Source organism: Treponema sp. OMZ 805, from assembly GCF_050937395.1.
Lineage (GTDB): Bacteria > Spirochaetota > Spirochaetia > Treponematales > Treponemataceae > Treponema.
On the sequence record NZ_JACCLP010000002.1, the window covers coordinates 111,826 to 134,588 of the forward strand.

The 22,763-nt window shown below is 46.5% G+C and carries 24 protein-coding genes; 10 read left to right on the top strand and 14 right to left on the bottom strand.

Annotated elements, in window-relative coordinates:
• Positions 1-1,587, bottom strand: coding sequence for a methyl-accepting chemotaxis protein (locus HGH47_RS02280; protein WP_432910073.1), 1,587 nt, complete (start codon positions 1,585-1,587; stop codon positions 1-3).
• Positions 1,588-2,064: 477 nt separating this feature from the next.
• Between HGH47_RS02280 and HGH47_RS02285 the strand changes: the two genes are divergently transcribed.
• Genes HGH47_RS02285 through ispF form a run of 3 tightly spaced genes read left to right on the top strand, consistent with a single transcriptional unit; the run spans position 2,065 to position 3,818 of the window.
• Positions 2,065-2,658 carry a CarD family transcriptional regulator gene (locus tag HGH47_RS02285; protein ID WP_212565471.1) on the top strand — a complete coding sequence of 198 codons (594 nt, stop codon included), beginning with the start codon at positions 2,065-2,067 and terminating at the stop codon, positions 2,656-2,658.
• A complete protein-coding gene (locus HGH47_RS02290; protein ID WP_432910076.1) occupies positions 2,618-3,334 on the top strand; it encodes an IspD/TarI family cytidylyltransferase in 717 nt (238 codons plus the stop codon). The genes HGH47_RS02285 and HGH47_RS02290 overlap by 41 nt, the downstream gene beginning before the upstream one ends.
• 10 nt (positions 3,335-3,344) lie before the next feature.
• Positions 3,345-3,818, top strand: a complete 474-nt coding sequence (gene ispF, locus HGH47_RS02295; RefSeq protein WP_212565469.1) for a 2-C-methyl-D-erythritol 2,4-cyclodiphosphate synthase — start codon at positions 3,345-3,347, stop codon at positions 3,816-3,818.
• Between the two features lie 106 nt (positions 3,819-3,924).
• Here ispF and HGH47_RS02300 read toward each other — a convergent pair whose 3' ends face one another.
• Positions 3,925-7,170: a SpiroCoCo family coiled-coil protein gene (locus HGH47_RS02300; RefSeq protein WP_432910079.1), complete on the bottom strand. Its 3,246-nt coding sequence runs from the start codon at positions 7,168-7,170 to the stop codon at positions 3,925-3,927.
• A 99-nt stretch (positions 7,171-7,269) separates the two neighbouring features.
• Positions 7,270-7,968, bottom strand: a complete 699-nt coding sequence (locus HGH47_RS02305) for an HAD family hydrolase (RefSeq protein WP_206182417.1) — start codon at positions 7,966-7,968, stop codon at positions 7,270-7,272.
• A gap of 128 nt (positions 7,969-8,096) precedes the next feature.
• Here HGH47_RS02305 and HGH47_RS02310 point away from each other — a divergent pair, with 128 nt between their 5' ends.
• The 4 genes from HGH47_RS02310 (at position 8,097) to HGH47_RS02325 (ending at position 11,257) form a co-directional block, all read left to right on the top strand.
• Positions 8,097-8,681, top strand: coding sequence for a TetR/AcrR family transcriptional regulator (locus tag HGH47_RS02310; protein ID WP_432910083.1), 585 nt, complete (start codon positions 8,097-8,099; stop codon positions 8,679-8,681).
• 559 nt (positions 8,682-9,240) lie between these two features.
• The gene (locus HGH47_RS02315; protein ID WP_432910085.1) at positions 9,241-10,617 is read left to right on the top strand and encodes an alpha-amylase family glycosyl hydrolase; all 1,377 of its coding nucleotides are present in this window, start codon (positions 9,241-9,243) and stop codon (positions 10,615-10,617) included.
• Between the two features lie 24 nt (positions 10,618-10,641).
• Positions 10,642-11,061: an MFS transporter gene (locus HGH47_RS02320; RefSeq protein WP_432910088.1), complete on the top strand. Its 420-nt coding sequence runs from the start codon at positions 10,642-10,644 to the stop codon at positions 11,059-11,061.
• 25 nt (positions 11,062-11,086) lie between these two features.
• Complete coding sequence (locus tag HGH47_RS02325; RefSeq protein ID WP_432910091.1) at positions 11,087-11,257, top strand: hypothetical protein; 171 nt, start codon at positions 11,087-11,089, stop codon at positions 11,255-11,257.
• Here HGH47_RS02325 and HGH47_RS02330 read toward each other — a convergent pair.
• From HGH47_RS02330 to HGH47_RS02345, 4 genes are read right to left on the bottom strand one after another with little or no spacing between them, the layout of a single operon-like run.
• Positions 11,241-12,605 carry a TldD/PmbA family protein gene (locus tag HGH47_RS02330; protein ID WP_432910093.1) on the bottom strand — a complete coding sequence of 455 codons (1,365 nt, stop codon included), beginning with the start codon at positions 12,603-12,605 and terminating at the stop codon, positions 11,241-11,243. The genes HGH47_RS02325 and HGH47_RS02330 overlap by 17 nt on opposite strands.
• Positions 12,602-14,047 (bottom strand): TldD/PmbA family protein, encoded by a 1,446-nt coding sequence (locus HGH47_RS02335; protein ID WP_432910096.1) that lies wholly within the window; start codon positions 14,045-14,047, stop codon positions 12,602-12,604. Before HGH47_RS02335 ends, HGH47_RS02330 begins: the two co-directional genes overlap by 4 nt.
• Before the next feature lie 22 nt (positions 14,048-14,069).
• Positions 14,070-14,372, bottom strand: a complete 303-nt coding sequence (locus HGH47_RS02340) for a HigA family addiction module antitoxin (RefSeq protein WP_432910099.1) — start codon at positions 14,370-14,372, stop codon at positions 14,070-14,072.
• An 11-nt stretch (positions 14,373-14,383) separates the two neighbouring features.
• Positions 14,384-14,779, bottom strand: coding sequence for a type II toxin-antitoxin system RelE/ParE family toxin (locus HGH47_RS02345; RefSeq protein ID WP_432910102.1), 396 nt, complete (start codon positions 14,777-14,779; stop codon positions 14,384-14,386).
• A 173-nt stretch (positions 14,780-14,952) separates the two neighbouring features.
• Between HGH47_RS02345 and HGH47_RS02350 the strand changes: the two genes are divergently transcribed.
• Positions 14,953-15,360, top strand: a complete 408-nt coding sequence (locus tag HGH47_RS02350) for a hypothetical protein (RefSeq protein WP_432910105.1) — start codon at positions 14,953-14,955, stop codon at positions 15,358-15,360.
• Between the two features lie 110 nt (positions 15,361-15,470).
• Positions 15,471-16,310, top strand: coding sequence for a hypothetical protein (locus tag HGH47_RS02355; RefSeq protein ID WP_432910108.1), 840 nt, complete (start codon positions 15,471-15,473; stop codon positions 16,308-16,310).
• A 35-nt stretch (positions 16,311-16,345) separates the two neighbouring features.
• On the opposite strand, the gene HGH47_RS02360 is transcribed toward HGH47_RS02355, so the two are convergent.
• Both HGH47_RS02360 and HGH47_RS02365 read right to left on the bottom strand, forming a co-directional pair.
• The gene (locus HGH47_RS02360) at positions 16,346-16,594 is read right to left on the bottom strand and encodes a hypothetical protein (RefSeq protein WP_432910369.1); all 249 of its coding nucleotides are present in this window, start codon (positions 16,592-16,594) and stop codon (positions 16,346-16,348) included.
• Positions 16,545-16,931: an AAA family ATPase gene (locus HGH47_RS02365; RefSeq protein WP_432910110.1), complete on the bottom strand. Its 387-nt coding sequence runs from the start codon at positions 16,929-16,931 to the stop codon at positions 16,545-16,547. The genes HGH47_RS02360 and HGH47_RS02365 overlap by 50 nt, the downstream gene beginning before the upstream one ends.
• A gap of 252 nt (positions 16,932-17,183) precedes the next feature.
• Here HGH47_RS02365 and HGH47_RS02370 point away from each other — a divergent pair, with 252 nt between their 5' ends.
• Entirely contained in the window at positions 17,184-17,945 is a 762-nt protein-coding gene (locus tag HGH47_RS02370; protein WP_212565461.1) for an alpha/beta hydrolase, read from the top strand.
• A gap of 9 nt (positions 17,946-17,954) precedes the next feature.
• Here HGH47_RS02370 and fabZ read toward each other — a convergent pair whose 3' ends face one another.
• The 5 genes from fabZ to HGH47_RS02395 form a co-directional block, all read right to left on the bottom strand.
• Positions 17,955-18,377 carry a 3-hydroxyacyl-ACP dehydratase FabZ gene (gene fabZ / locus HGH47_RS02375; protein ID WP_432910114.1) on the bottom strand — a complete coding sequence of 141 codons (423 nt, stop codon included), beginning with the start codon at positions 18,375-18,377 and terminating at the stop codon, positions 17,955-17,957.
• Positions 18,378-18,581: 204 nt separating this feature from the next.
• Positions 18,582-19,829 (bottom strand): beta-ketoacyl-ACP synthase II, encoded by a 1,248-nt coding sequence (gene fabF, locus HGH47_RS02380; RefSeq protein ID WP_432910117.1) that lies wholly within the window; start codon positions 19,827-19,829, stop codon positions 18,582-18,584.
• Positions 19,830-19,845: 16 nt separating this feature from the next.
• Entirely contained in the window at positions 19,846-20,592 is a 747-nt protein-coding gene (gene fabG / locus HGH47_RS02385) for a 3-oxoacyl-ACP reductase FabG (protein ID WP_432910120.1), read from the bottom strand.
• 9 nt (positions 20,593-20,601) lie between these two features.
• Positions 20,602-21,576, bottom strand: coding sequence for an ACP S-malonyltransferase (locus tag HGH47_RS02390; RefSeq protein ID WP_432910123.1), 975 nt, complete (start codon positions 21,574-21,576; stop codon positions 20,602-20,604).
• A 48-nt stretch (positions 21,577-21,624) separates the two neighbouring features.
• The gene (locus tag HGH47_RS02395; protein ID WP_212565457.1) at positions 21,625-22,578 is read right to left on the bottom strand and encodes a beta-ketoacyl-ACP synthase III; all 954 of its coding nucleotides are present in this window, start codon (positions 22,576-22,578) and stop codon (positions 21,625-21,627) included.
• Between the last annotated feature and the right edge of the window lie 185 nt (positions 22,579-22,763).

The following is a 22,763-nucleotide window of genomic DNA, read 5'->3' on the forward strand; positions in this document are numbered from 1 at the left end:
CTATTTTAAGGTAGAAAAGTGCATTAGAGCCGTTTTCGCCTCGTCGCCGGTTTTTTCAATTTTTGAAGAAAAGTCTACCAGCGATGTATAGATGGCATCCGTTTGCAAATGGATTTTTTCAAAGGATTGATCAAGTTCATCACTGGTGGTTCCAATGCCGGTGATGACGGTTACCACTTGTTTTATGGTTCCGCCTATATCATGAGAACTTTCCAGTGCAGCGGCAGCAAGACGACTTAGCTCTTCCGCAACAACAGCAAACCCTTTACCGGCATCGCCGGCGTGCGCTGCTTCAATTGCTGCATTCATACTCAACATCTTCGTCTGTTCTGCAATACTTTCGATAATTTCAGACATTTCTTGGATTTTCGAAACGTTTTGAATGATAAACTGCATGTGATCATGGGTAGTTTTGAACAGCTGATGTCCGGTTTTAAATGTTTCCACCAGTTTTTTCGCCGTTTCGGAATCGGTACGATGGTTTTCAGCGGTTTGCTGTACCGAAGAAAGAACTTCTTTCATCTGAGCTGCTGAGTGATGATATCCGTCGCGCTCTTTTTCTGCTGTCATCTGCATCGTTTTATACGTTGCTTGCAAATCGGTGTGTTTCTTTTCCAGTGAATCATAGCTGCGCTGGAGATCGGCAAGATTTTGTTCCAGCTGTGTATTGCGCTCAAGAATAGCTGCTCGTCTTTCAGCAAAAGCGCTATCCTTTGTATCGGGCCGCGTATTACCGGCAACGCGGATTTCCATATTGCTGCGCTCTTTCGTCCCCCACGATGCCGCCGCTACCGCTGATTCTGTATAAACTCCTGCTTCATGGTTGCCAAACGTAAAGGGTGCCGGTTCTGCTGATTGCTCCGATTGTGATGACCGGAAAGAAGTTGCACCGGAAGCAAGCCGCAGCTGCGACGCCGTATCATGCGCTCCGTCGGTCTTTGGCCCCGCTTTTAATACAATTCGTCTTTTTGCATTACGGGCAAGTAAGATGGTATAGATAGTTTGTACCAGTGCCCATGTAACAAAAAGCCCCAACAGCCATGTTACCGAAATCAATATACCCGAAAGAATTGCGGCTTGTTTCCGATACCGGCTGGCAGCGCTCTCTAATGCACCGGATACCGCCTCAAAATCGTTAATATGAGTACCAACCAGTTTTTCAATTGTTTCCACTTTTTTTTCATCAAACGGTTTCGTCTTTGCTGCGCCCAGCTGATTATAATCATTAATCAGTGTGGTAAATTCCGCATTTATTGAACGGGCAGAAGTAAAATACCCCGAAAGGCGGCTCCGTAATGTGCTATCTTTTTCCATATATTTTTCTGTGGCATATTCCACGGCAACTAACGTCGGCTCATACTTACTTAAAGCGCTGATGACAGAAGAAGGAATATGCACACCGGCAATGCCGTAACGATATATAGTCCCTCGTGCATAGAGCATATTACGTTCATAACCGGCAAGTTGTACAATCTGCTGTTCAAGCGTATCAGCCGGTTTTGAAATTTGCATAAAAGTTCCGGCTGCAATGAGCAATAACAAAACCAGTATGCCCGATAAGATTCCGATTTTCAGTTTTATGTTCATAACAATAAGCCTCAGTATAAGTATCGGACAATAATCACCGATAGATTAAAATACAATCTGATGCGTTTACCTTCCTTGATATGTAAAATTTTACATATTTTTCCGGTAAATGAGCAAACGTATCAGGCAGAGTAGATAAAAATCGCGGAAAAATTGAGACTGTGAGACCATTTGAACCATCTTCAACTGTTGTACATCCATGTACATCAGTTGAAGGCGAGTTTTGTGCGTGCACAAAACATCGCTACTATATGGAACCACTGCCATCCTTGGCAGCTCTGGTCGAATAGTCTCAATTTTTCCGCGGGTAACACGAACATTGTACGTCCTTGTACACTGTTCGTGTCAAGTTTTTCTAACGAAAAACTTGTTGCTGATTAGCACCGCCGCCGTCCGTGGCGGATATGAAAAACTGACCTGATGCGTTTGCCCTATGTCCTTTGACCAAAGCCGTTCTTTATGCTATGATGGCAATATATGACTGAATGTTCATTTACAGTGAAAGAACGGGTTGTCTATCCCGGTCAAGGTGTCGGAGAAATCGTCGAAATAAGCGAAAAAAAATTCAAAGATGAAATGCTGACGTATTACGTCATTTACTTTGATGAATCCGACATGACAGTTCTTGTGCCTGCCCTCAAGGCGACTGAGTTAGGTATCAGGACGATCGTTTCCGCTGATGAAGCGCAAGCTGCACTGGCGTTTTTATCCGAAAAGTTTGACCCCATCCCAAGTGATTGGAAGATGCGGTATCAAATGAACCTTGATTTATTCAAAACGGGGAGCGTTTTAGACAATGCCTCCATCGTCCGCTCACTCTACCACCGCAGTAAAATAAAAGAACTCCCTATCCAAGAGCGTAAATTATACGATTCCGCCTATCGCATTTTTTACGATGAGCTCTGTTACGCACTGCAAAAACCGAAGGCGGAAATTGAAGCGCTGATTCATTCATATCTGGAGGTTTTAAGTAAAAATGCTCCTGTCGGAAAGCAAGATCAGGTTGATGATATGTTTGACGATAACATAAATGATATGGATGACGAAGACGATTTCGATGACGGCGAATAATGCCGTTCTGATTACAGCGGCCGGGAGTTCCCAACGCTTCGGGGAAAAAAAAGAATTTCTTCCATTAAGTACCGATACGCATACATCGGTGCTATCTGCCTGTCTTTATGCTTTTGTATCGGCAGGATGTGTTAGCTGTTATGTCATAACCGTGCCTCAGGGTAAAGTTGAAACGGTCTATTCACTGCTTGCTGCAGATACGCGGCTTTCTTCTTTTTTCAGTACACACCGAGATACTCTCCATATCGTTGAAGGAGGAGCAACCCGGCAGGAGTCGGTGTATAAGGGGCTGTTAGCTCTTGCGGATAAAAACATAACCTTTATACTGGTACACGACGGAGCGCGTCCGTGGGTTTCCGTCGAAGTGATTACTTCAGTATTAACGGCAACCGAACAATACGGAGCGGCAGTCCCTGCCATACCTGTAACGGACACACAAAAAGAAGTGGACAAAACGGGAAAGATTATCCGGCATCTTAGAAGAGACCTGCTTGCCGCCGTACAAACACCGCAGGGCTTCCGCTTTGAGCCGTTGCTCTATGCCCATCGCCAAGCTTGCAATGACGGCAATACCTATACCGACGACAGCGAAATCTATGCCCAATATTGCGGAGCTGTTTACATCTGCCCCGGAGCGCGGGAAAACAAGAAAATCACTTATCGCGAAGACCTTTAAGGAAAACACTATGATACGAATCGGCTTAGGTTATGACCTCCACACCCTTGTTGAAGGCAGACCGTTAATCTTAGGCGGGGTTCATATTCCTTTTGAAAAAGGGGAAGCGGGGCATTCGGACGGGGATGTACTACTCCATGCGCTTGCGGATTCCTTGCTCGGAGCTGCTTGTCTTGGCGACATCGGCGAGCTTTTCCCGCCGAATGATCCGCAGTGGAAGAATGCCGACTCCCGGATGCTCCTAAAAACGGTGTGGGAACGGATTCTGACAGCAGGCTGGCAGCTTGAAAACGCCGATTGTGTTATCGCAATCCAAAAGCCGAAAATTCTGCCGTACCGCGAGGCAATCCGCCGGTCTATTGCGGAAATTCTATCGGTAGAAATCGATCAAATTTTTGTCAAAGCAAAAACCGGCGAAGGGGTCGGCATTATCGGCAGCGGTACGGCCGCCGCCGTGTGGTGCACCTGTCTTCTCTCTCGCTAGCTCCCTACTCCCATACCAGCTCTAAAAGCTAACGGTATTTTTAAAGCTGCTCACCGGTAGAATAAGGGAGAAAACAAATACAGTATTTAAGTGGCGTAGCGTCAGCCTATTTTTCGGCAAGCTCTAGGATGAGCTGCACCTCGCCCTGCGATAGATTGAGGGCATTGGCAATAGCGTCCTGCGTCCATCCGCTTCTAAAGAGCTTTAACACATTCTCACGGGTACCGACTGTCGTTGCACCTTCCGTTTTGTTGACCGGTTTTTCGGCCTTAACCAAATCCGCCAACAGTTTCAACTGATTTTCGGAATTCTTCGATATATCTTGTAAGCGCGTTTCAGTACCGGCAAGCCATTCACGGGCATTGTGCAGTTTTTCAATGCGCCCCTCAAGCTCTCCAAGCAATTCATCGATGGTATCAAGCTGCTCCCGCGCCTTCTCCGCTTTTTCCTGATTGGAAATAAGATACTCCATCTTTTCTTGAATATCCTGCAGTTCGGGCGGAATGGTGTAGAGCTTACTCTGTACCGACTTAATATCTTTTTCAACCGTCTTTAAATCTTCAAAGGCAGCATCGATGCTCTGTACCGTTTGGTCGAGCACGGTACCTTTTTTCTCCAAGCGGTCATAGCGGGTATTTACATCGGCAATGCTTTCTTCAATACGCCGAATCTGTACCTGATAGCGCTGTAATTCATCATCAGCCGAAGCAAGCTCAACAAGCTTTTTATCCATCGATTCGGACAGCACACTCAGTTTTGCAAAGTCATTTTCCAAAATTTCAATATTTTTACGCTCACCCATAAATCGCGCGATTTTCTGTGTTGCTTCCTCTTCAAGATGGGTTACCTTTTCGTATTTTAGGTTCAGATCATCCATTGTATTGCGGTAGATTTCAAAACGGGTAACTTCCGCCTTTAACTTTTCGATGTTCTGCTCCAAATCGGCCTTCAATTCGTCTGCACGATCAAATATGCGCGTCTGTGTAATAAAGGCGTTTTGCCGCTTATCGATTTCTTCTACGGTTTCGGTCAGCTGCTCGGAATCGCGCCGTATCTTTTCGAATAAATCATGCTGCGTTTCTTCCACTTCACTGCGCAGGCCGTGTACCAGCTCCCGTATATTGTCGAGCGAATGGCTTGCTTCTCCCGTTGCGTTATTTATCCGTTTATCCAGCTCGTTGGTTAGTTGTTCCGCATCGCGCGTAAAGGTTTCGGTAACGCTGCGCACCTGTGCAGAAAATTCTTCTTCGGCACTCTGCACCTTTGCATTCAGATCATTGATTCTCTGCTGCATCAGTTTAAGCGCCTCGTCGCTTTTCACACTGAAATCTTTATAGTACGAGGTGTATTTTGAACCGATGCCTTCGATAGCTCGTTCCGTCGATGCAGTAAAATTAGCAACTTTTTCGTCTACCGTAGCCCGCATCTCTGCCAGTTGTTGATCGATACGCGCCTTCCATGTTTCAAAATCGTTTTTTGCTGCATCGAGCTGCCCGCCCGATTCTTGTTTAACCGTATCAAGCCAGTTTTTTACCTCTTTTGTAACATTTTCAACTTCAACACTCTGCTGCCGCATCGATTCCTGCAGTTCAAGCTTGAGACCGGAAAGCTCATTGCGCATATATGTTTGAGCTTTTTCCTTTGTCTGATCCATCATATTTTTAAACTGAGTGTTATAGGCTAAGAGCGCCTCGTCGCTTGCCGTAATACGTTTGGCAATTCCTTCTTCGATTGCGGCAATATCTTCTTTGAATTTTGCAAAGTGCCCCTTGTACTCCTCCGCCGTTTGCGCGAGCCGCGCTTTTAAATCCTGTTTATACGCATCTTCCAAATCCTTACGTGCCGACTCGCTTTCCGATCCCATCAGCGCAAGTCGTTCGGTAACATCATTCCGCAGCTTTTGGATGTCTCCGCTGAGTGCATCGCTGCGGCGGGTCAACTCGCTTGCAAAATCGGTTTCAAAAGTATGCAGCTTTTCGGAGAGCGCGGCTTGCGATTCTTCACGCAGCACATTTAGCTGTTCGGTTATCTCCTGCAAGCGACCGGCAAGCGCATTCGCCCGTTCGGAAAAATGTTTTTCGAATCCGTTGTATTTTTCCTGCATGGTATAGGTATGTTTTCCAAAGTCTTGCAAAAGCCGGTCTTTTACCGATTCTTGCGCTTTTTCCATCTCGGCAGAAAGCTTATCGATACCGGCAATGGACTTATCAAATTTTTCGTAATAGTAGGTCGCTTGCTTTTTATATTCGGCAAACTTTGTATCTGCCGATTGGGACAGCGCGGTCAGGCTTTGCGCTGCCTTTGCCGCCGTTTTTTCGAGGCGGGTATTTAATCCCGTTTCAAATTCCGTAAGCCGCGAATCAAGCTGCCGGTTCGTATTCTGCATATCCGCCTCGGTTTTCTCCAAGCCCTTTTCAAGATTGGTGATGCGCTGTGTAAAGGCAATCTCCGCAGCGCTGAACTTTGAATGTAGTGAACTTTCCAACTTATCCGCTTCCTCTTGCCAATCCTGTTTAAACTTTTGAGCAAGCGCTTTATTTTCGGCCATACCGGCGGTAATCTCCGCCTCAAGCGCTGCGGAACGGTCATCAAGCACCGCCTTATAATGCTGCATCTGCATTTCCATCTGGTTCTGCAATTTAGCAAAAGATTCATCGCCAAGGTTTTGCGCTTTTTTGCTCGCCTCCGTAAACGCCTTTTTATAAAGGTCGTTCAATTGGATTGAGGTTACCTCAAGCAACTCCGCACTTTTTTTCTCTGCGCCGGCAACCCTGTTTTCAAAAGCGCTAATGGTATTATTGAAACCCGCAGTAAGCTGTTCTTCAAGCATCTGGAGATGTTCACGATTCTGCTTATAAAAGCTATCCTGCATTTCGGGCATCAGTTTTGAAATATGATTCAATTCGCTCCGTGCATCCGTAATTTTTTTTGCAAGCGAATCGACAAAGTCGGATTCCTGACTGACCCGCGCAAGATTTTTTTCCGCAATAGCAGCCATATCCATAACGGTCTTAATAGTCTCCTCCGCCCCCGCAACATTTTTTTCTATTGCATCGATGGATGATGAACGGGCAGTCAACACATCGGATTTTTTCATAAAATCGTTGTATATGGAATCGAGCCGGTTAACAGCCGCAATGGCTTGCGAAAGTTTTGCGTCAAGCTCGATCGCCGCATCACGCAAATTCTGCGTCCGTTCCTTAACAAACCCTTCTATTTCATCTTTAACACGGTCGCCGTATTTTTTTGCTTTTTCTATCGAACGGCTGTTTTTATCCATTTGCCGAAAAAAAAGAATCAGCATCAGAGAAAGCATAAGCGTTATCGCGGAGACCAAAAGTTGCATTGACATTCTAAGTTCCACCCTTACTTAAAATAAATTCTGTTTTAATGAATAGATCGGACACATCTAAAAACAGCGGTTTTTAAAATTATCCTACTTATTATATTATTATAACACATAGTTTAAGAATTGACGATAGTTTGAAAAGGAAATATCCGCATACGGCGGTTTTTTTCTAAAAAATGAAACAAGCGGGTTTTCGATATAAGCGGTCTTCATACCGACTGAAGAAGCGCCTGCGACATCATAGGCTTTACTATTCCCAACATACAGTATCCGTTCGCACGGCGTGTTCAAGGCTTCGGCAAGTTTAAGAAACGGGATTCGGGAAGGTTTAAGAGCGCCGAGCGCTTCGGAGTCCAATGCAACATCGCAGAGCGGAAGAATGCCCCATACGGAGCCTTTCTGTTCGGGCGGAAAATCAGATAGAATACCGATTTTAAATCCCGCCTCTTTTAATCGTATGATCGCTTCTTTTGCAAAAGGATACGGACGGATACGCACAAATTTCTTTTTCCACCCCCTATATATTTCTCTATCTAAAAAATCGCTTACTTCTTGCGGGGAGATATTAAGATGAGTTGCCAACAATTCGTTTTGCACATTAAAAAAATCCGGCAGCACTTTATCCGGATCAGATGAACTGTATCCGTGTAAAATATGACGAACTTTTCCAAAAGCTTTCATAAAACGGATATGACGGATAAAAAACGGAACGGCACGCAGCGTCAGCTTCCATGCAGGATAGAGCGTGCCGTCTATATCGAATGCAATAGCTTCAATGCCGGGGATTTTGCTTACAATCATTTTTTTATTATAGCGTACCGATTACCCCCTGTCCATTCATAAAAAAGAACGTATGTGAGCCTCAGTAACATAAAACACTTGACACATAGTATACCAATCGGTATATTATATACCGATTGGTATACGTTATGAATGATACAACAACAAACGATAACAGCAAAAACGAAATTCTCAACACGGCAATACGCCTTTTTTCTCAAAAGGGATATGAGGGAGTTGGGGTACAGGAGATTTGCGATAACGCCGGTATTACAAAACCGACGTTGTACTACTTTTTCAAAAGCAAGCAGGGACTCTTGCAGGCAATAGCGGATTCCAAGGGAGCAGAGCTGCTGCAGCGTTTGAGTGATGCAGCGATGTACGAGCACGATTTTCTTAAAAGCCTGACACGCATTCTGACCGCAGTAATCGATTTTGCTCTTGCGTATCCGGATTTTTTTAATCTGCACAGCATACTCTTAAATGCACCCGGCAATGCGGAAACCGAGGCTGTCTACACGCCGTTAAAACAGCGTTTTTATTCGGTATTCGCAGAATTTTTTATAAAATCCGCAAACGAGTTCGGCAATATGCGCGGGAAAGAGGAGCTGTACTCAATCTTGTTCCACAATAATGTCATTTCGGTAGCACTGCTGTGTGTACAGAACAAACTGCCTAGAGATGATCACACGATTTATCGCGTTATACATAGCTTTGTCTACGGTGTCGCTTAACCTTTTGCAAATATACGGCACATCTACTTCGTCATACGGCAAAAAAGTGTCCTCAACGTATCAAAGATACGCCTCCGGTACTTTTTTGCCTAATTCCTTGTATCTGTACCGTCTATTTCCAAAAGGCTGACGGAAAGGGGGCTTTTGAAAATATACGACGCATCTACTGCGTCGTACGCTGAAAATAAATGCTCAACGTATCAAAGATACGCCTGCGCTTTATTTTCAGCTAGCTCCTTGTATCTACATCGTCTCTTTTCAAAAGGCTTACGGAAAGGATTGTAGGGGCGGCGAAGCCGTTCCGGAGGAATGGAGCCGAGAGGCGGAACCCCGAAAGCTTCTTATAAATTCAGCCGTCGAACAAAATATTCATTTTGGAGACTACTGAATTGGTACGCGATAGCGTACACGTAAATAGGCGATGTTTCGGCGGTGCCGAAACTCGGCGTTTAACAAGGCTGCGCCATTTCAGCAGCCGCAGTTAAACCTTGGTTTTTGCGATTGTATCGCAAAAAGCCGCCCAAAACTAAAAAAAATAAAACAAATGACGGAGGTGTCTATGTCTCAAGTTTTTTCAGATAAGGTTTTTTATCATATTTATGCGCTGGGGATGGGGAATTGCGCTAAGAGGAATGACTTTGCGTGTCCGGCGGGGGATTTTTTTGAGAAACTGGCGGGGTGGTTGGATGAGATTCGGGCGTTGGGGTGTAATGCGCTGCTGATTGGACCGGTGTTTGAGTCAACGGCGCATGGGTATGATACGGTGGATTATTATCATGTGGAGCGCCGGTTGGGGAATAATGAGCGGTTTAAGGAGTTTTGCCGCCGGTGCCACGAAAAGGGCTTTGCGGTGGTGCTGGATGCGGTGTTTAATCATACGGGGCGGGATTTTTTTGCGTTTAAGGATATTCAGCGGCATGGATACGGCAGCGCCTATAAGGATTGGTATGTCAATCTTGATTTTTCCCGGCGGGGTGCGCAGGGGGATTGCTTTGAGTATGAAGGCTGGGCCGGCTGCAAGGATTTGGTCAAGCTGAATGGTGATAGCGGCGCAGTGCGGGAGCATCTCTTTGGTGCAGTAAAAATGTGGATTGAAGAATTTGGGATAGACGGACTCAGGCTTGATGCGGCGGATGTGTTAAGTAAAAACTTCCTTGATGCACTGGGGGCTTTTTGCCGAAGTATTAAGCCCGATTTTTGGCTGATGGGTGAGGTGGTGCATGGCGACTATGCCGAATGGGTGCGGAACGGCAGGCTTGATTCGGTAACAAATTATCAAATGTATAAAGCGCTCTGGTCGTGTTTGAATGATCAGAATATGTATGAGCTTTCATATAATTTGGACAGGGAATACAATAGCGAAAGAGGAATGTACAGGGACAGTGCATTGTATAATTTTGTGGACAACCACGATGTAAACCGCGCGGTTAGTGTGCTCAACAAGCCGGAGCAGCATATTCATCTTTTGTACGGACTGCTTTTTACCATTCCCGGTATTCCGTCCATTTACTACGGCAGTGAGTACGGCATCAGAGGGGTTCGGAGCCATAATTGCGATTATGAACTGCGTCCGCCGCTCCCGCCGTTCGGCGAGCTTCCTGATTTTACCGCTCCCGGTTTTGATGCAGGGTTTATCCGCACCTCGATTACAACATTTGCAAAGATACGCAGACAGCATCCCGCCTTACAGCGCGGTTCGTACCGGCAGGAGTTTGTTGCAAACCGGCAATTCGGCTTTTGGCGCGAATATCGCGAATATAATGAAGAAAAAATATTGGTTATCGTGAATGCGGATTTTGCTCAAGGCTTTGTTTCGCTCCATTCCATTCCGGCAGGTGAGTATGAGAGCTTAACGGATGGGCGCGTCTATCATTCCGATGTGTTAAAAGGGCTGCAAATGCCTCCGTGTTCGATACTGATATTGCGGAAGAAGTAATCAAGGAAGTATACTGAAAAAATTATGATACATATATTGCTCGCAATTATTTACGCAGCGTTTATCAGTCTTGGACTGCCGGATGCTCTATTAGGTTCCGCATGGCCGGCGATGTATCGGGAGCTTTCTGTCCCCGTGTCCTATTCCGGTGCTATTTTTATGATTATTGCAGGCGGGACTATTGTTTCCAGCCTCCAAAGCGACCGGTTGACAAAGATTTTCGGTGCCGGAAAAGTAACGGCATTCAGTGTTTTACTGACAGCTATTGCACTCTTCGGTTTTTCGGTCAGTCATTCCTATAGTACACTGTGCCTGTGGGCGATACCATACGGACTCGGTGCCGGAAGTGTTGATGCATCTCTCAACAATTATGTAGCAGTGCATTATGCCAGCAGGCACATGAGCTGTTATCCATGCGACACCTGCACAATTCGGAAAAGATAAGTCTCAAGCGATGATCGGGGTACAGATGGCGTCCGCGTATGCCGGAACCTGTCTGATGCCGCCGATCTTCGGGTTGGTTGCAAATCATATCGGTGTCGCACTGATGCCGCTCTATTTGGCGGTGATTTTAATTGTGATGATCTTTATGCACGAAAAAATGCTCACCAAAACGGCAACTTCTACAGCGTGCAGTTAAAATCCTTGACCAAGATACCGGGCAAGAGGCAGCCGCCTACTGCGCGCTCTTCGTAGGTACTTGTTTCTACAAAGAGCTTCCGTTCTTTAGTAAGCGCAAGGAGATTCGCGCCGAACATATTGTACAGCGATTCATCCCAGCGCATATCCGCAATGGGGGCTGTAACTTTTCCGTTTTCCACCCAGAGGCAGGCAAAGCGGGTCATCCCCGTTACGCGGGCAGTTGCCGGATCGCTCCAGTTAAGGTAGTGGAAGTTCGAAATATAGATACCGGTTCCCAGTTCTTTGAGCGCATCCGCTTCGGCAAGTGTCCCTGCTCCGATAGCTGCGGAGCGGAATCCTTCATCTGAATCGGCGCCGTTTGCCTTTGTACCGTACTGTTTTTCCGAGCGGGAACTCACGATGGTATGGATGAGCTTTCCTTTTTCGATAACGGTCAATTTTTCGGGGGCGGATTCTCCTTCGCTATTAAACGACGGTTCCACACCGATGGAAAAATCTTGCGTCAAATTGAAGGAATCGGCAAAATGTTCTCGCCCTTCTTTTAATGCAAGATAGGCGCTTTCCCCTTGCTGCATTCCCCGCTCTCCAAAGCCGTTCCATGAGAAAAACTCTACAACATCCACCAAGGCATCCGCAGCGATAAAAACGCGATATTTGCCCGGCTCGATTTTTTTCGGTTCAAGTGCAAGTACCTGCAAACTCTGCCGCGCATCGGCGATGCGTTTTTCGTATTCAGCCTGCTGCCAGTCGCGCCCTGCGTACAAGCCTTTTACCGCGCGTCCGTTTTTCAGCCAAATCGAATAGTCGAGCGTAAAGGTCTTTGTTTGGAACCAGTGCCGTGCGCCGGCCGTATTGGCAGCCCCGCGGCATATCATCCCTTGCGAAAAAAGCCCTGCAAAATCCAAATCCGCCACCGGCTCAAGCAGCGTCTTTTCTATTATCGCTTGCGAAAGCAGCTCACCGTCATAAATCGTTTCGGAATCGTCACTTGCTACCGGAATAGACTGATAGGGATCTTCGGGGAGCTGCGCGATAATACTGCGCGCATTCTCCAACGCGGCAGCAAGCGTTTCCTTATCCTGCTCAAGTAGGCAGCTCAACCCTTGAGCAAAGCGATAGGTTTTCTTGTTTTTATACAGCGTAATCGAAATTGCCGCCTGCTTCACAAACCCGTTTTGCCGCACCTTGGCGTGATTCATCCGCAGGAAATAGCTGTCCTCCGCATTGTAGCTTAGGGACGCTTGCTCCGTGGGCAATAGCTCATCGAAGAAAAACTCTGCAAGAGACTCAAAATGCCATTTAAAATCGGAATCCATTTCACACATCATTTCTTGATCACAACTCATTTTCCGCCTCCAAATACTTCAACATCGCTGAATGCGCATACGGGGCTTGCGTGCCCTACCCGTATCACCTGATTCGGTTCGCCCTTGCCGCAATTCGGGGTACCGAACACCTCGAAGGTGCTTTCATCGCCGACTGCGCAGAGGCTGTTCCAAAAGTATCGTGAAATGCCGCGGTAGTTCGGGTCGCGGACGGTTTTTGTCAGTTTGCCGTTTTCGATCAGCTTGGCGTACTCGCAGCCGAATTGAAATTTATTGCGGTAATCGTCGATCGACCACGAACGGTTAGAGAACATCAAAATGCCGTTTTCGATTGAGGCGATAATGGAATCGAAGCTGCTCGTTCCCGCTTCGAGGTTAAGGTTTGCCATCCGGTCGATGGGCGGACGGTTCCACGAACAGGAGCGCTGGTTTGCAACGCCCCGGAGTCCCGACCGCTTTTGGCTTTCCAAACTGCCGAGCGCCCGTATCAAAATGCCGTCTTTAATGAGGTATTCCTTTACCGCGGCGTTGCCGATATCGTCCGCCCCGTAGCTTGCCAGCTCCTGCGCGATGGTCGGGTCAAAGGCGACGTTCATCAACGGAGAACCGTAGCGGAAACTGCCGATATCTTCCGGCGTGATAAAACTGCCGCCCGCATAGTTGCGCTCGTCGTCGAGGATGCGGTCTATTTCCAGCGCGTGCCCTACGCTTTCATGGATTTGCAGCATCATCTGGTCGGGCATCAGTACGAGCGTCCGCTTACCGTTGGGGCACGGCTCGGCGGTGAGCAATTCGACGGCTTCCGTGCCCGCCTTGCGAGCCTTTTCAAGCAGCGCCGCAGGATTGAACAGTTCCCGTCCTCCCTGATAAGTGAGTGCAGAGCGTCCGTGCGCACTCCGCTGCTGGATAATATCTCCTTCCCGTGCAACGGCGTTCATACTGATACCGCCGAACCGAACGGTTTGCCGGATGTCGGCGCCGTTGGTAGAAACCATTTCAGTTTCGCAGATGCCCGTTTCGCAGGAAGCGGCGGTCTGAATAATCTTTGAAGAAATCTTTGCGGTATCGCAGATGCTGCACAAAAGCTCCACCGTTTCAGCGGCGGGAATCCCGCTTAATTTTTCGCGCTTTGTGGCATAGCGTACCTGCGCGGCCGGGCGCATCGTTTGGTCAAACCGATGGATGCCGTAAGGCTGCGCTGCCTGTGCCGCCGCAAAAGCCTGCTCCGCTGCACGTTTAATACCGCCGCTGCTCAAATCGGCAGTCGCCGCATAGCTAAACGTTCCCTTGTACAGCACTTCCAGCATAACTCCCTCGTCGGAGCCGCCGGCCGCCTCGTCAAATTTACCGTCGATAGCGGAAAACCCTGTCAGATAGTTGGTAACCCGCCGTAATCCGATCCACTCGGCCTGCGGGACAGCGTCCTTCGCTTCCTTCAAAAGCCGGTGTATATTTACTTTCATAAAAAACTCCTTCCGATATTTATTAAGCAAACACGTGGGTAATCGGTTGTATTTGTTTAATAGTTTCTTTTGTTTCTGCTTTCATGCTATCAATTTCATATCTATTTTGAATATTCATCCAGAATTCAGGACTTGTGCTAAAAACCTGCGCGAAGCGCAATGCGGTATCGACTGTAATACCTCTTTTTCCTTTTATGATCCGTCCTATTTGTGTTTGCGAAAGCCCTGTCATTTGCGCAAGTCTATATGCTGTTATATGATACGGCTGCATAAACTCTTCATACAGTATATCGCCTACATGTACCGGTTTTAGTATAACATCCATCAATATGCCTCCTAATGATAATCAACGATATCTACGATAACAACTCGTCCGTTGTTCCATTCAAAGCAAATACGCCACTGATTATTTATTCTAATACTGTATTGACCTTTTCTGTCATGTTTTAAAGCTTCTAAACTATTTGACGGCGGAGATTTTAGAACAACAACCTCGGCGCTTTGCGTCGGGGTTGTTGTTCTTATAAGGTGGTTGCAGTCGGCTTTAATACCCTTTGTTACGGCGCAGAGCACCGGGGTATTAAAGCCTCCGCACGAATCACTTAACGAAATTGCAGCATCTATGAGAATTAATTTTTGTCGTACTCTTTGCTGTATTTCAGGAGGTAATCGCGTTGACGGCTGCATATTCCATATTTTCAGCGCCTCTTTATCTTGCCAATCAACTATCATAGGGAAATACTATCATTAGCGGTTAGCATCTGTCAACCTGAACCTTTGATAAAACACTCTTGACTTCTTAGGGGGGGGGGGGTATTATGGAAGATAAGTTTTAATATGTGAACGGACAGCTCTGTTAACCGAGAAGGTTCTAAAAGCTGTCCTAGTATCAAAAGGAGTTTTTTATGAAAAGCAAAAAAACGATTGCTGTACTTATGGTATTCAGCATGGTAAGTGCTATGATGCTTGCCGTTTTGGGTTGTTCCGACCCTGTCGGCCGCGGCAGTGGTGGCGGTATATCATATACCGGTACTTATGCAGGGGTAGGAGAAGAAGATTCAGGACTCGGAGCTTGGGAGTTCACTATTGATACTAAAGGCAATTTGACCGGTTGGTTCCAGGTGCTAACCAGCGCACAGTCCAACTGCACCGGTACTATAAAGTCGAATGGAAGTTTTACGGCTTCCGGAAAGACAGCATTGACACAACTGCCTTTTACTGTTGAAGGTACCATAGCACAAGACAAAAAAGTGAACGGTACAATGCAAGTATCCGGACTTAATACGGTATCATTTTCCGGAAGTAAAAAATAAGCAACAAGGCAGACCCGAAAGTTTTGCCGCACCGGCGGAAGAACGGATACACGGAGTTTAAACTTTCGGGTCTGCTCATGTCTAATAAGGACAATGTAAGGGAGTTTGATATGAAAAAGAGAATGGCGGTAATATCTGTATGTTGTATATTTCTATTACTATGTACCTCTTGCACAAGTTTAGGTGTACGGCTGCACGGAGAACAATATTTTGTCGGCAAAACTGAAAATGATTTGATAAAATATTTTGGCGACCATGGTATCGAACTATCAAACAAAACAGAATACGATAAAGTAGTAAGATTTTGTAACCAAATAGATACGATCTATATGGATAAAACAATCGTCAAAACATATAAAGAGGGAATACCTCAACTTATTTTTTCTCTGAATTTTGTTGAATACAATGACGGCTGCCTTTGCTTAAACGGTAGAGGGCACTATTCAGGCGGCACATCTTCTGTTGGGACAGTAATTATGCCAAGGCATAGCAATGACAATGGCGTTATAAAAAGCGAAGTTAGTCGATTCTGGTCTGAAGTTAAAAGATTGAATGCCGTTCCTACAAATAATCAAGATGCACGTTTTAATAGCACTCCTGTCGGCAATTGGTATTTTGTATATAAAACAAGCAGTGAATACACATATCATGTCGGAAATCCATATGTAAAAGAACCTTCTAGTTCGATTCCTTTCTATCATTATGATATTTGGAGGATAGACGTTTCCTCAAAACAAAAAGAAACTACCTACACAGAGATTGCGTATGTTTTTGATTTGAAGTACCTTACATATTATGATTCAGAAGGAGAACAGATTAGTCTCCAACAAGCACTCGCAAATGAAAAATATTATGAAAAACAAGGATATATAAGACGATTGAGCACAGAGGGAATGACAGTAGACGCTTATATTAAAGATGAAAAAATTATAAAAATCGAAAAACAATAGGGAACCTCTAAAAACCTCAGTTTTTAGTTATTTACTCAATAAGAAACGGTGTCAAATATACCGGCTTTTTTTTGCAATGATCCTTCTGTGCCGACATCTTTTTGAGACAATACATACAGAGCGCCGATATTTGCCGAGAACTTTTTTGCAAATGCACCGATTGATTCGTGCTTACCTGTTCCGGATGACTTTACTTCAAACACTGATATTTTATTGCCGTTTGAAATTAAAAAATCAACTTCGTAGTAATGGGTACTCCCCGCTTTTATGATAGCGGCCATCATGAACAAGATGCTTGATTGCCTGCCGCGCTTTCGGGAAAAGCTGAATCTCATCAAAGATAATAAGGGATTCATGTTCATACAGTGTTATGCCCGTCTCCGCTTGCAACCTTAAAAAAAACAAAGTGAGATTTCCTATGTCGTCAAAACATTTTACGATATTATCTACACTTTTTGAGAAATCAATAAGAAGATATGATTTATATTCATTCTTGGCAAAACTTTCCGCAATGGTTGATTTCCCGACACGCCGCGCCCCTTCAAGCAATACCGCACAACGGTCCGCATAATGCTTTTTCCAATCCAGAAGTCGATCATAAGCCTTTCTTTTAAAAACCATATACCAATATATTACCGGATATTGTGCATTTCTTCAAAGTTTATTTATAGTAATTTGTGCGTTTCTTCAAGATTTTATTATCAATATTTGTGCATTTCTTCAATATTTTAAGGAGATTTCTAAAAATCCGAATTTCGCATGGCGCTTCTATCCCTCAAGATGTGCCATACAACAAGATGTGCCGTATATTTACAAAAGGGCGGGAACGGGGTATTGTTTATTCATAGTATAAAATGATGATAGGAGCTTCAGATGTTCTACGACAATAATCCGGCAAAAATAAATCGGTTCACCAAACCTCATTTTTTTCAGGGTGGAGATAAAGCCATTTTGTTGATACACGGGTATACGGGTTCTCCGCGGGAAATGCTGTGGCTCGGCACGCAGCTACATAAGGCGGGATACACCGTGTCGATCCCACGCCTGCCGGGTCATGGAACAAATAAAGAGGACTTTATCGCAAGTTCGTGGAAGGATTGGCTGCGGCGCGTGTATGATGAATACCTCGATTTATCCGAAGCATATCGGACGGTATATGTCGGCGGACTTTCGATGGGCGGCGTGTTGACTGCGCTCCTTGCGGCAAAATTTCAGCCTGAAAAAATCTTCCTCTGTGCGCCCGCATTTATGGCCGCCGATTCGCGAATCAAACTGACACCGTACTTAAAATACTTTGTACAGACCATTCCGACGGAAGGGAAAACGTTTTATAAAGAACCCGAATATTATGATTGCGTCAAGGACTATTGCAACTATGATTATGTCGGCAAGGCTGCGGACTTGTACAAACTGCAGAAGATGGCGATTCAGCAGCTTCCGAATATTCGGTCAAAAGTGATAACAGTTTTATCAAAATCGGATCAGTCGGTACCGTTTAAGGAAAAAGAACTTATCGACCGGCTGCTCAAGGCGCCGAATGAGTATGTCATCTTGGAAGAAAGCAGTCATATCGTTACCGATGATGTCGAGCGGGAATTAGTAGCACAGCGCATTATCGAGTTTTTGGATAGATAGGCTGATTCCCTAGGCTTTACCTACTAAACACATCCACTCCGCTTCCGCAGCGACGGCATCACCGTTGTAGATTTTACCGGACTGCTTAATCATCTGGGACGAAACGCGCAAGTTCTTTACCTCGATGCGTACCGTATCTCCCGGGCGTACCTGTGCGCGGAGTTTCACTTTGTCGATAGTCGCCAAAAAGAACAGCGCACCTGTTTCAAACTTGCCCATGGAGCTGAGCGCAGCGCCTCCTGCCTGTGCCATTGTTTCAACCAACACGACGCCGGGCACTACCGGATATTCGGGGAAATGCCCCTTAAAAAAGAACTCATCCGGCTTAAAGGTATACCGGCTTTCGCTGCCTTCATCATCGGCACGGATAATTTCATCGACAAACAAAAACGGCTTCCGGTGCGGCAGCAAGGCTTCAATATCTTTTGTCATCGTTTTCTCCTTTAGGGTAAACGCATCAGACATTTTTATGGATATCCCGCAGAACAATCTCCATTATTCTGCGATTCTTACCTATTTGTCTGATACGTTTACCCTTCTTCTAAATAAATAGCGCAAAATTTTATCTAAAATTTCGCGCATCTCAAAAGGAAGGCAACCGCTTGAGATATTCCTAATGCGGTTGCCCAATTTTTCCTACTTTACTTTTTTGAACACTAACACGCCGTTGTGACCGCCGAAACCGAGTGAGCCGGATGCAGCGCAATCGATCGGGCAGGAAACGCCTTTTTGCGGCAGGTAATTCAGATCGCACCCTGCTTCCAAATCAGGTTCCGTTAAGTTCACGGTGGGCGGACAGAAGCCTTCTCCAATTGCTTTTACGCAGATAATTGCCTCCAACGCGCCGGCAGCTCCCAAACAGTGTCCAATCATCGACTTCGTGGAAGAAATTTTCAGGTTATACGCATGTTGCCCGAAAGCTTTTTTAATCATCGCGGTTTCTGAGGGGTCGTTGATCGGAGTAGATGTTCCATGCGCGTTATAATACTGCACATCTTCCGGTTTTACCCCCGCGTCTTCCAAGGCCTTCGTCATCGCCAAAGCTCCACTGATACCGGAAGGGTCAGGGCTGGTCAGGTGATATGCATCGGAGGAACCGCCGTAGCCTGCAAGCTCCGCATATATCTTTGCCCCACGCTTCTTTGCATGTTCGTATTCTTCAAGAATGAGTATACCTGCGCCTTCCCCCATCACAAAACCCGAGCGCTTTTTATCAAAGGGACAACAGGCTTTGTGTGGTTCATCGTTATAGTCCGACGCGAGCGTTTGCAGTACGCTGAACGCATTGATACCGAACCCTGTAATTGCGGCCTCGGTTCCTCCTGCAAGGCACATATCCATTCTATCCGAACGGATTAAATCGAGGGCATTGCCCAAAGCGTCGGTACTGGAAGCGCAGGCGGTCGTAATTGTCCACGAAACGCCGTGTAGTCCGAAATGCATACTGACGTTGCCTGCTGCCTCGTTCGGAATGAGCAGCGGAATAGCGAGCGGCGGTATCCGCGAGTGTCCCGCTTCAAAGTATTTTTTGAACGAACTTTCATGGATTTCAAAACCGCCGATGCCGTTTCCGATCATCACACCGGTACGGTCGCCCTCTATCGTTTCTTTTGAAAGTCCGGCATCTGCGACTGCCTGTACCGCGGCCGCCACTGCAAGCTGCGAAAAGCGCGCCATCTTACGGGCATCCTTTTTATCCATAAACGCGGCAGGATCAAACTCTTTACATTCAGCCGCAATTCTAACCCTATCATCTCCGGGGTCGTAGTTGACGGTAATCTTATCAATTCCGCAGCGACCTGCTTTTATTCCTTCCCATGTTTCCGCAACCGTATTTCCCAAAGCGGAAACGGCGCCAAGACCGGTAATTACAACTCTTCTCATTCTTTTCTCCTTATGATTAGGCGCCCATACCACCGTCTACGCCGAGTACTTGTGCGGTAATATACACGGATAAATCGGATGCTAAAAAGACAGCCGCATTTGCAACATCAAGCGGCGTACCTCCGCGTTTTAGAGGAATAGCCGTTTCTATCCAATTCTTCCGCATTTCTTCCGGTAATGACGATGTCATATCCGTTTCGATATAGCCGGGCGCAATCGCATTGACCCGTACCCCTCTGCTGCCGATCTCCTTTGCAAGGCTTTTGGTCATACCGATTAAGCCGGCCTTACTTGCCGCATAGTTAACTTGCCCGCCTTGTCCGTGCAGACCGACGATACTGGCCATATTGATAATGGAGCCCTCCCGCTTCCGCAGCATATCGGAAGAGACAATTTGCGATGTTAAAAAAGCCCCAGTTAAATTGACGCGCAGTACAGCGTCCCAGTCATCTTGCGGCATACGGAACGACAGTCCGTCCCGCGTAATTCCGGCGTTGTTGACTAAAATATGGAATCCACCGGATTGCTTGAGCGCATCTTTTACCGTAGCGGTCAGCGCTTCGGCATTTCCGCAGTCGGCGTATATTTCGTGGAATACGCTGTTGTGCTGTGCGGCGAATGCTTCCATTTCCGACTTTCCTTGCGAGGGCTTTGTGCAGAGCCCCCATACCTCAGCTCCTTCTTCCAGAAACCTACGGACTATCTCTTTCCCGATTCCGCGTGAAGAACCGGTTACCAATGCTTTTTTTCCTTGTAATAACATATAAACCTCTTATGAACGGCTAGTGTCTATCACAGCCGATAATTGTTCAGCGGTACCGGTGGGGTGGCAGTTTCCTGCGCAGCCGCTGTCCCGCCACAGATTGCAGAGCGTCATGCCCGGCCCTATTTCCAACAGCGGACGTTCCGCCGTTCCGATTAACGATGCGATTTCCCGCTCTTCCTCAAGCCAGCGCACGGGATGCGTTAAGTGCAGCACGGCATTTTTTTTCGCTTCTTCTCCGGTTAAAAGCCGTTTTCCGGTAACGTTTGAAAAAATCGGAATAACAGGATCATTGAACGGCACATCCTGCAGCACTGCGGAAAATTCTTCGGCAGCGCCGCGCATCAGCGGCGAATGGAACGGTCCTGCAACCGCAAGCCTGATAAAGCGTTTTGCGCCCGCTTCCTTGCAGAGTTTTTCCGCGACATCAAGCCCTTCGGCTGTTCCTGACACAACGGTTTGCATCGGACTGTTCAAATTCGCCGCAAAAACAATCCCCGTCATAGGATCGGAATACGGTTTCAAAATTTCGACAATCCGCTCAGGATCAAGTTTGAGTACCGCCGCCATACCGCACCCGCTGCCGGACGCTTTACTCTGCCCATCGAGTTTTTCGCAGTATTTCTGCATGATTTTTCCGCGCAAAGTTACCAGTTTTGTCATCGTTACAAGGTCTAAGACCTTTGCGGCATACAACGCTGAAAATTCGCCTAGGCTGAACCCTGCGGCGGCGGTCGGCGTAATACCGTGTTCCTGCAAGACTGTAATAATTGCAGCCTGCATCGCGGTGATTGCAATCTGGCTCCGGTCGCTGCGTGCAAGTTCTTCCGGTTCCGTGTTCCACAAGAAAGAAGCGATATCTTCTCCCGAAGCCTTGCTCATCTCATCGATGACGGTGCGTGCCGACGGGTATTCGTTACAGATATCTTCAGCCATTCCCTTAAACTGAGAACCCTGTCCCGAAAACAAAAAAATGTATTCCATTATTTTCCTTCTATTATCGTTATAGTAATCTTAAAATCGTATTAGACATTAGAACCGGATAATAGCGCCGCCCCATGTCAGCCCCGCGCCGAAACCGGTAATCAGTATGGTCATACCTTCATGCAGTTTTCCCTGTTCTATCAGCTCGGTAAGGGTGATGGGGATGGAAGCCGCCGAGGTGTTCCCGTAGTTTTCAATATTACGGACAAATTTACCGAAGTCGATTTTAAGCCGTTTGGATGCAGCTTCCAGTATCCGCTCGTTTGCTTGATGGCATACGATTAAATCAAGATCGTCGGCTTTCAAGTGCTCCTTTGCAAGCAGCGTTTTCACCGTTTCGGTAATATGACTGACAGCAAAATCGTATACTGCCCTGCCGTTCATGTGTACACGGCGGTCGGGTGCAATGTAGAGTTTATCTGCCCCTGTCCCGTCAGTGCCGAGTATAGTAGCGCCAAGTCCCAGTCCGGAAGGCTCAAATGTGTTTTCAAGCAATGCTGCGCCTGCCCCGTCGCCGAATAAAACACAGGTGGAACGGTCAGTCCAGTCCATAATACGGCTAAGTACCTCCGCCCCGCACACAAGTGCAAACCGCCAATGGTGCCGCTCCATCATACTTGCCGCCGTGTCCAGCGCATAGATAAAGCCGGAACATCCCGCCGTTAGATCAAAGCACACCGAATGCACTGCTTGTAGTTTATTTTGAATGAGGCAGGCATTTGACGGAGACCCCGGAAAATTAGGCGTTGCAGTACCGCAAATAATAAGGTCGATTTTGTCTGCCGTTACAGGTTCGGATGTTTTACTGTTCTTTATCGCTTCCGTACATGCCTGATACGCAAGCGATGCGCTTGTTTCATCCTCTCCGGCAATCCGGCGCGATCCGATACCGGTGTGACTCCTGATCCATTCATCCGACGTGCCGAGTTCCGGCGGAAAATCGGTATTTTTCATCTCTTTTAAGGGAAGGGCTTTACCCAATCCCTGCATAACAATAGCCATATTTATCTCCAAATAATATTGCGTTAGATATTTCGGTACAGTTTATAGTAGACTAGTATATTTGTTAATTTTTCCCTGTCAACCTTTTCCTTTTGAAAATATACGACGCATCTGCGTTGTCGCTCGTTCAGCGAAGTACATCCGTGTACTTCGCTGAACACAAGTTTGACCGGTGTCAAACTTGT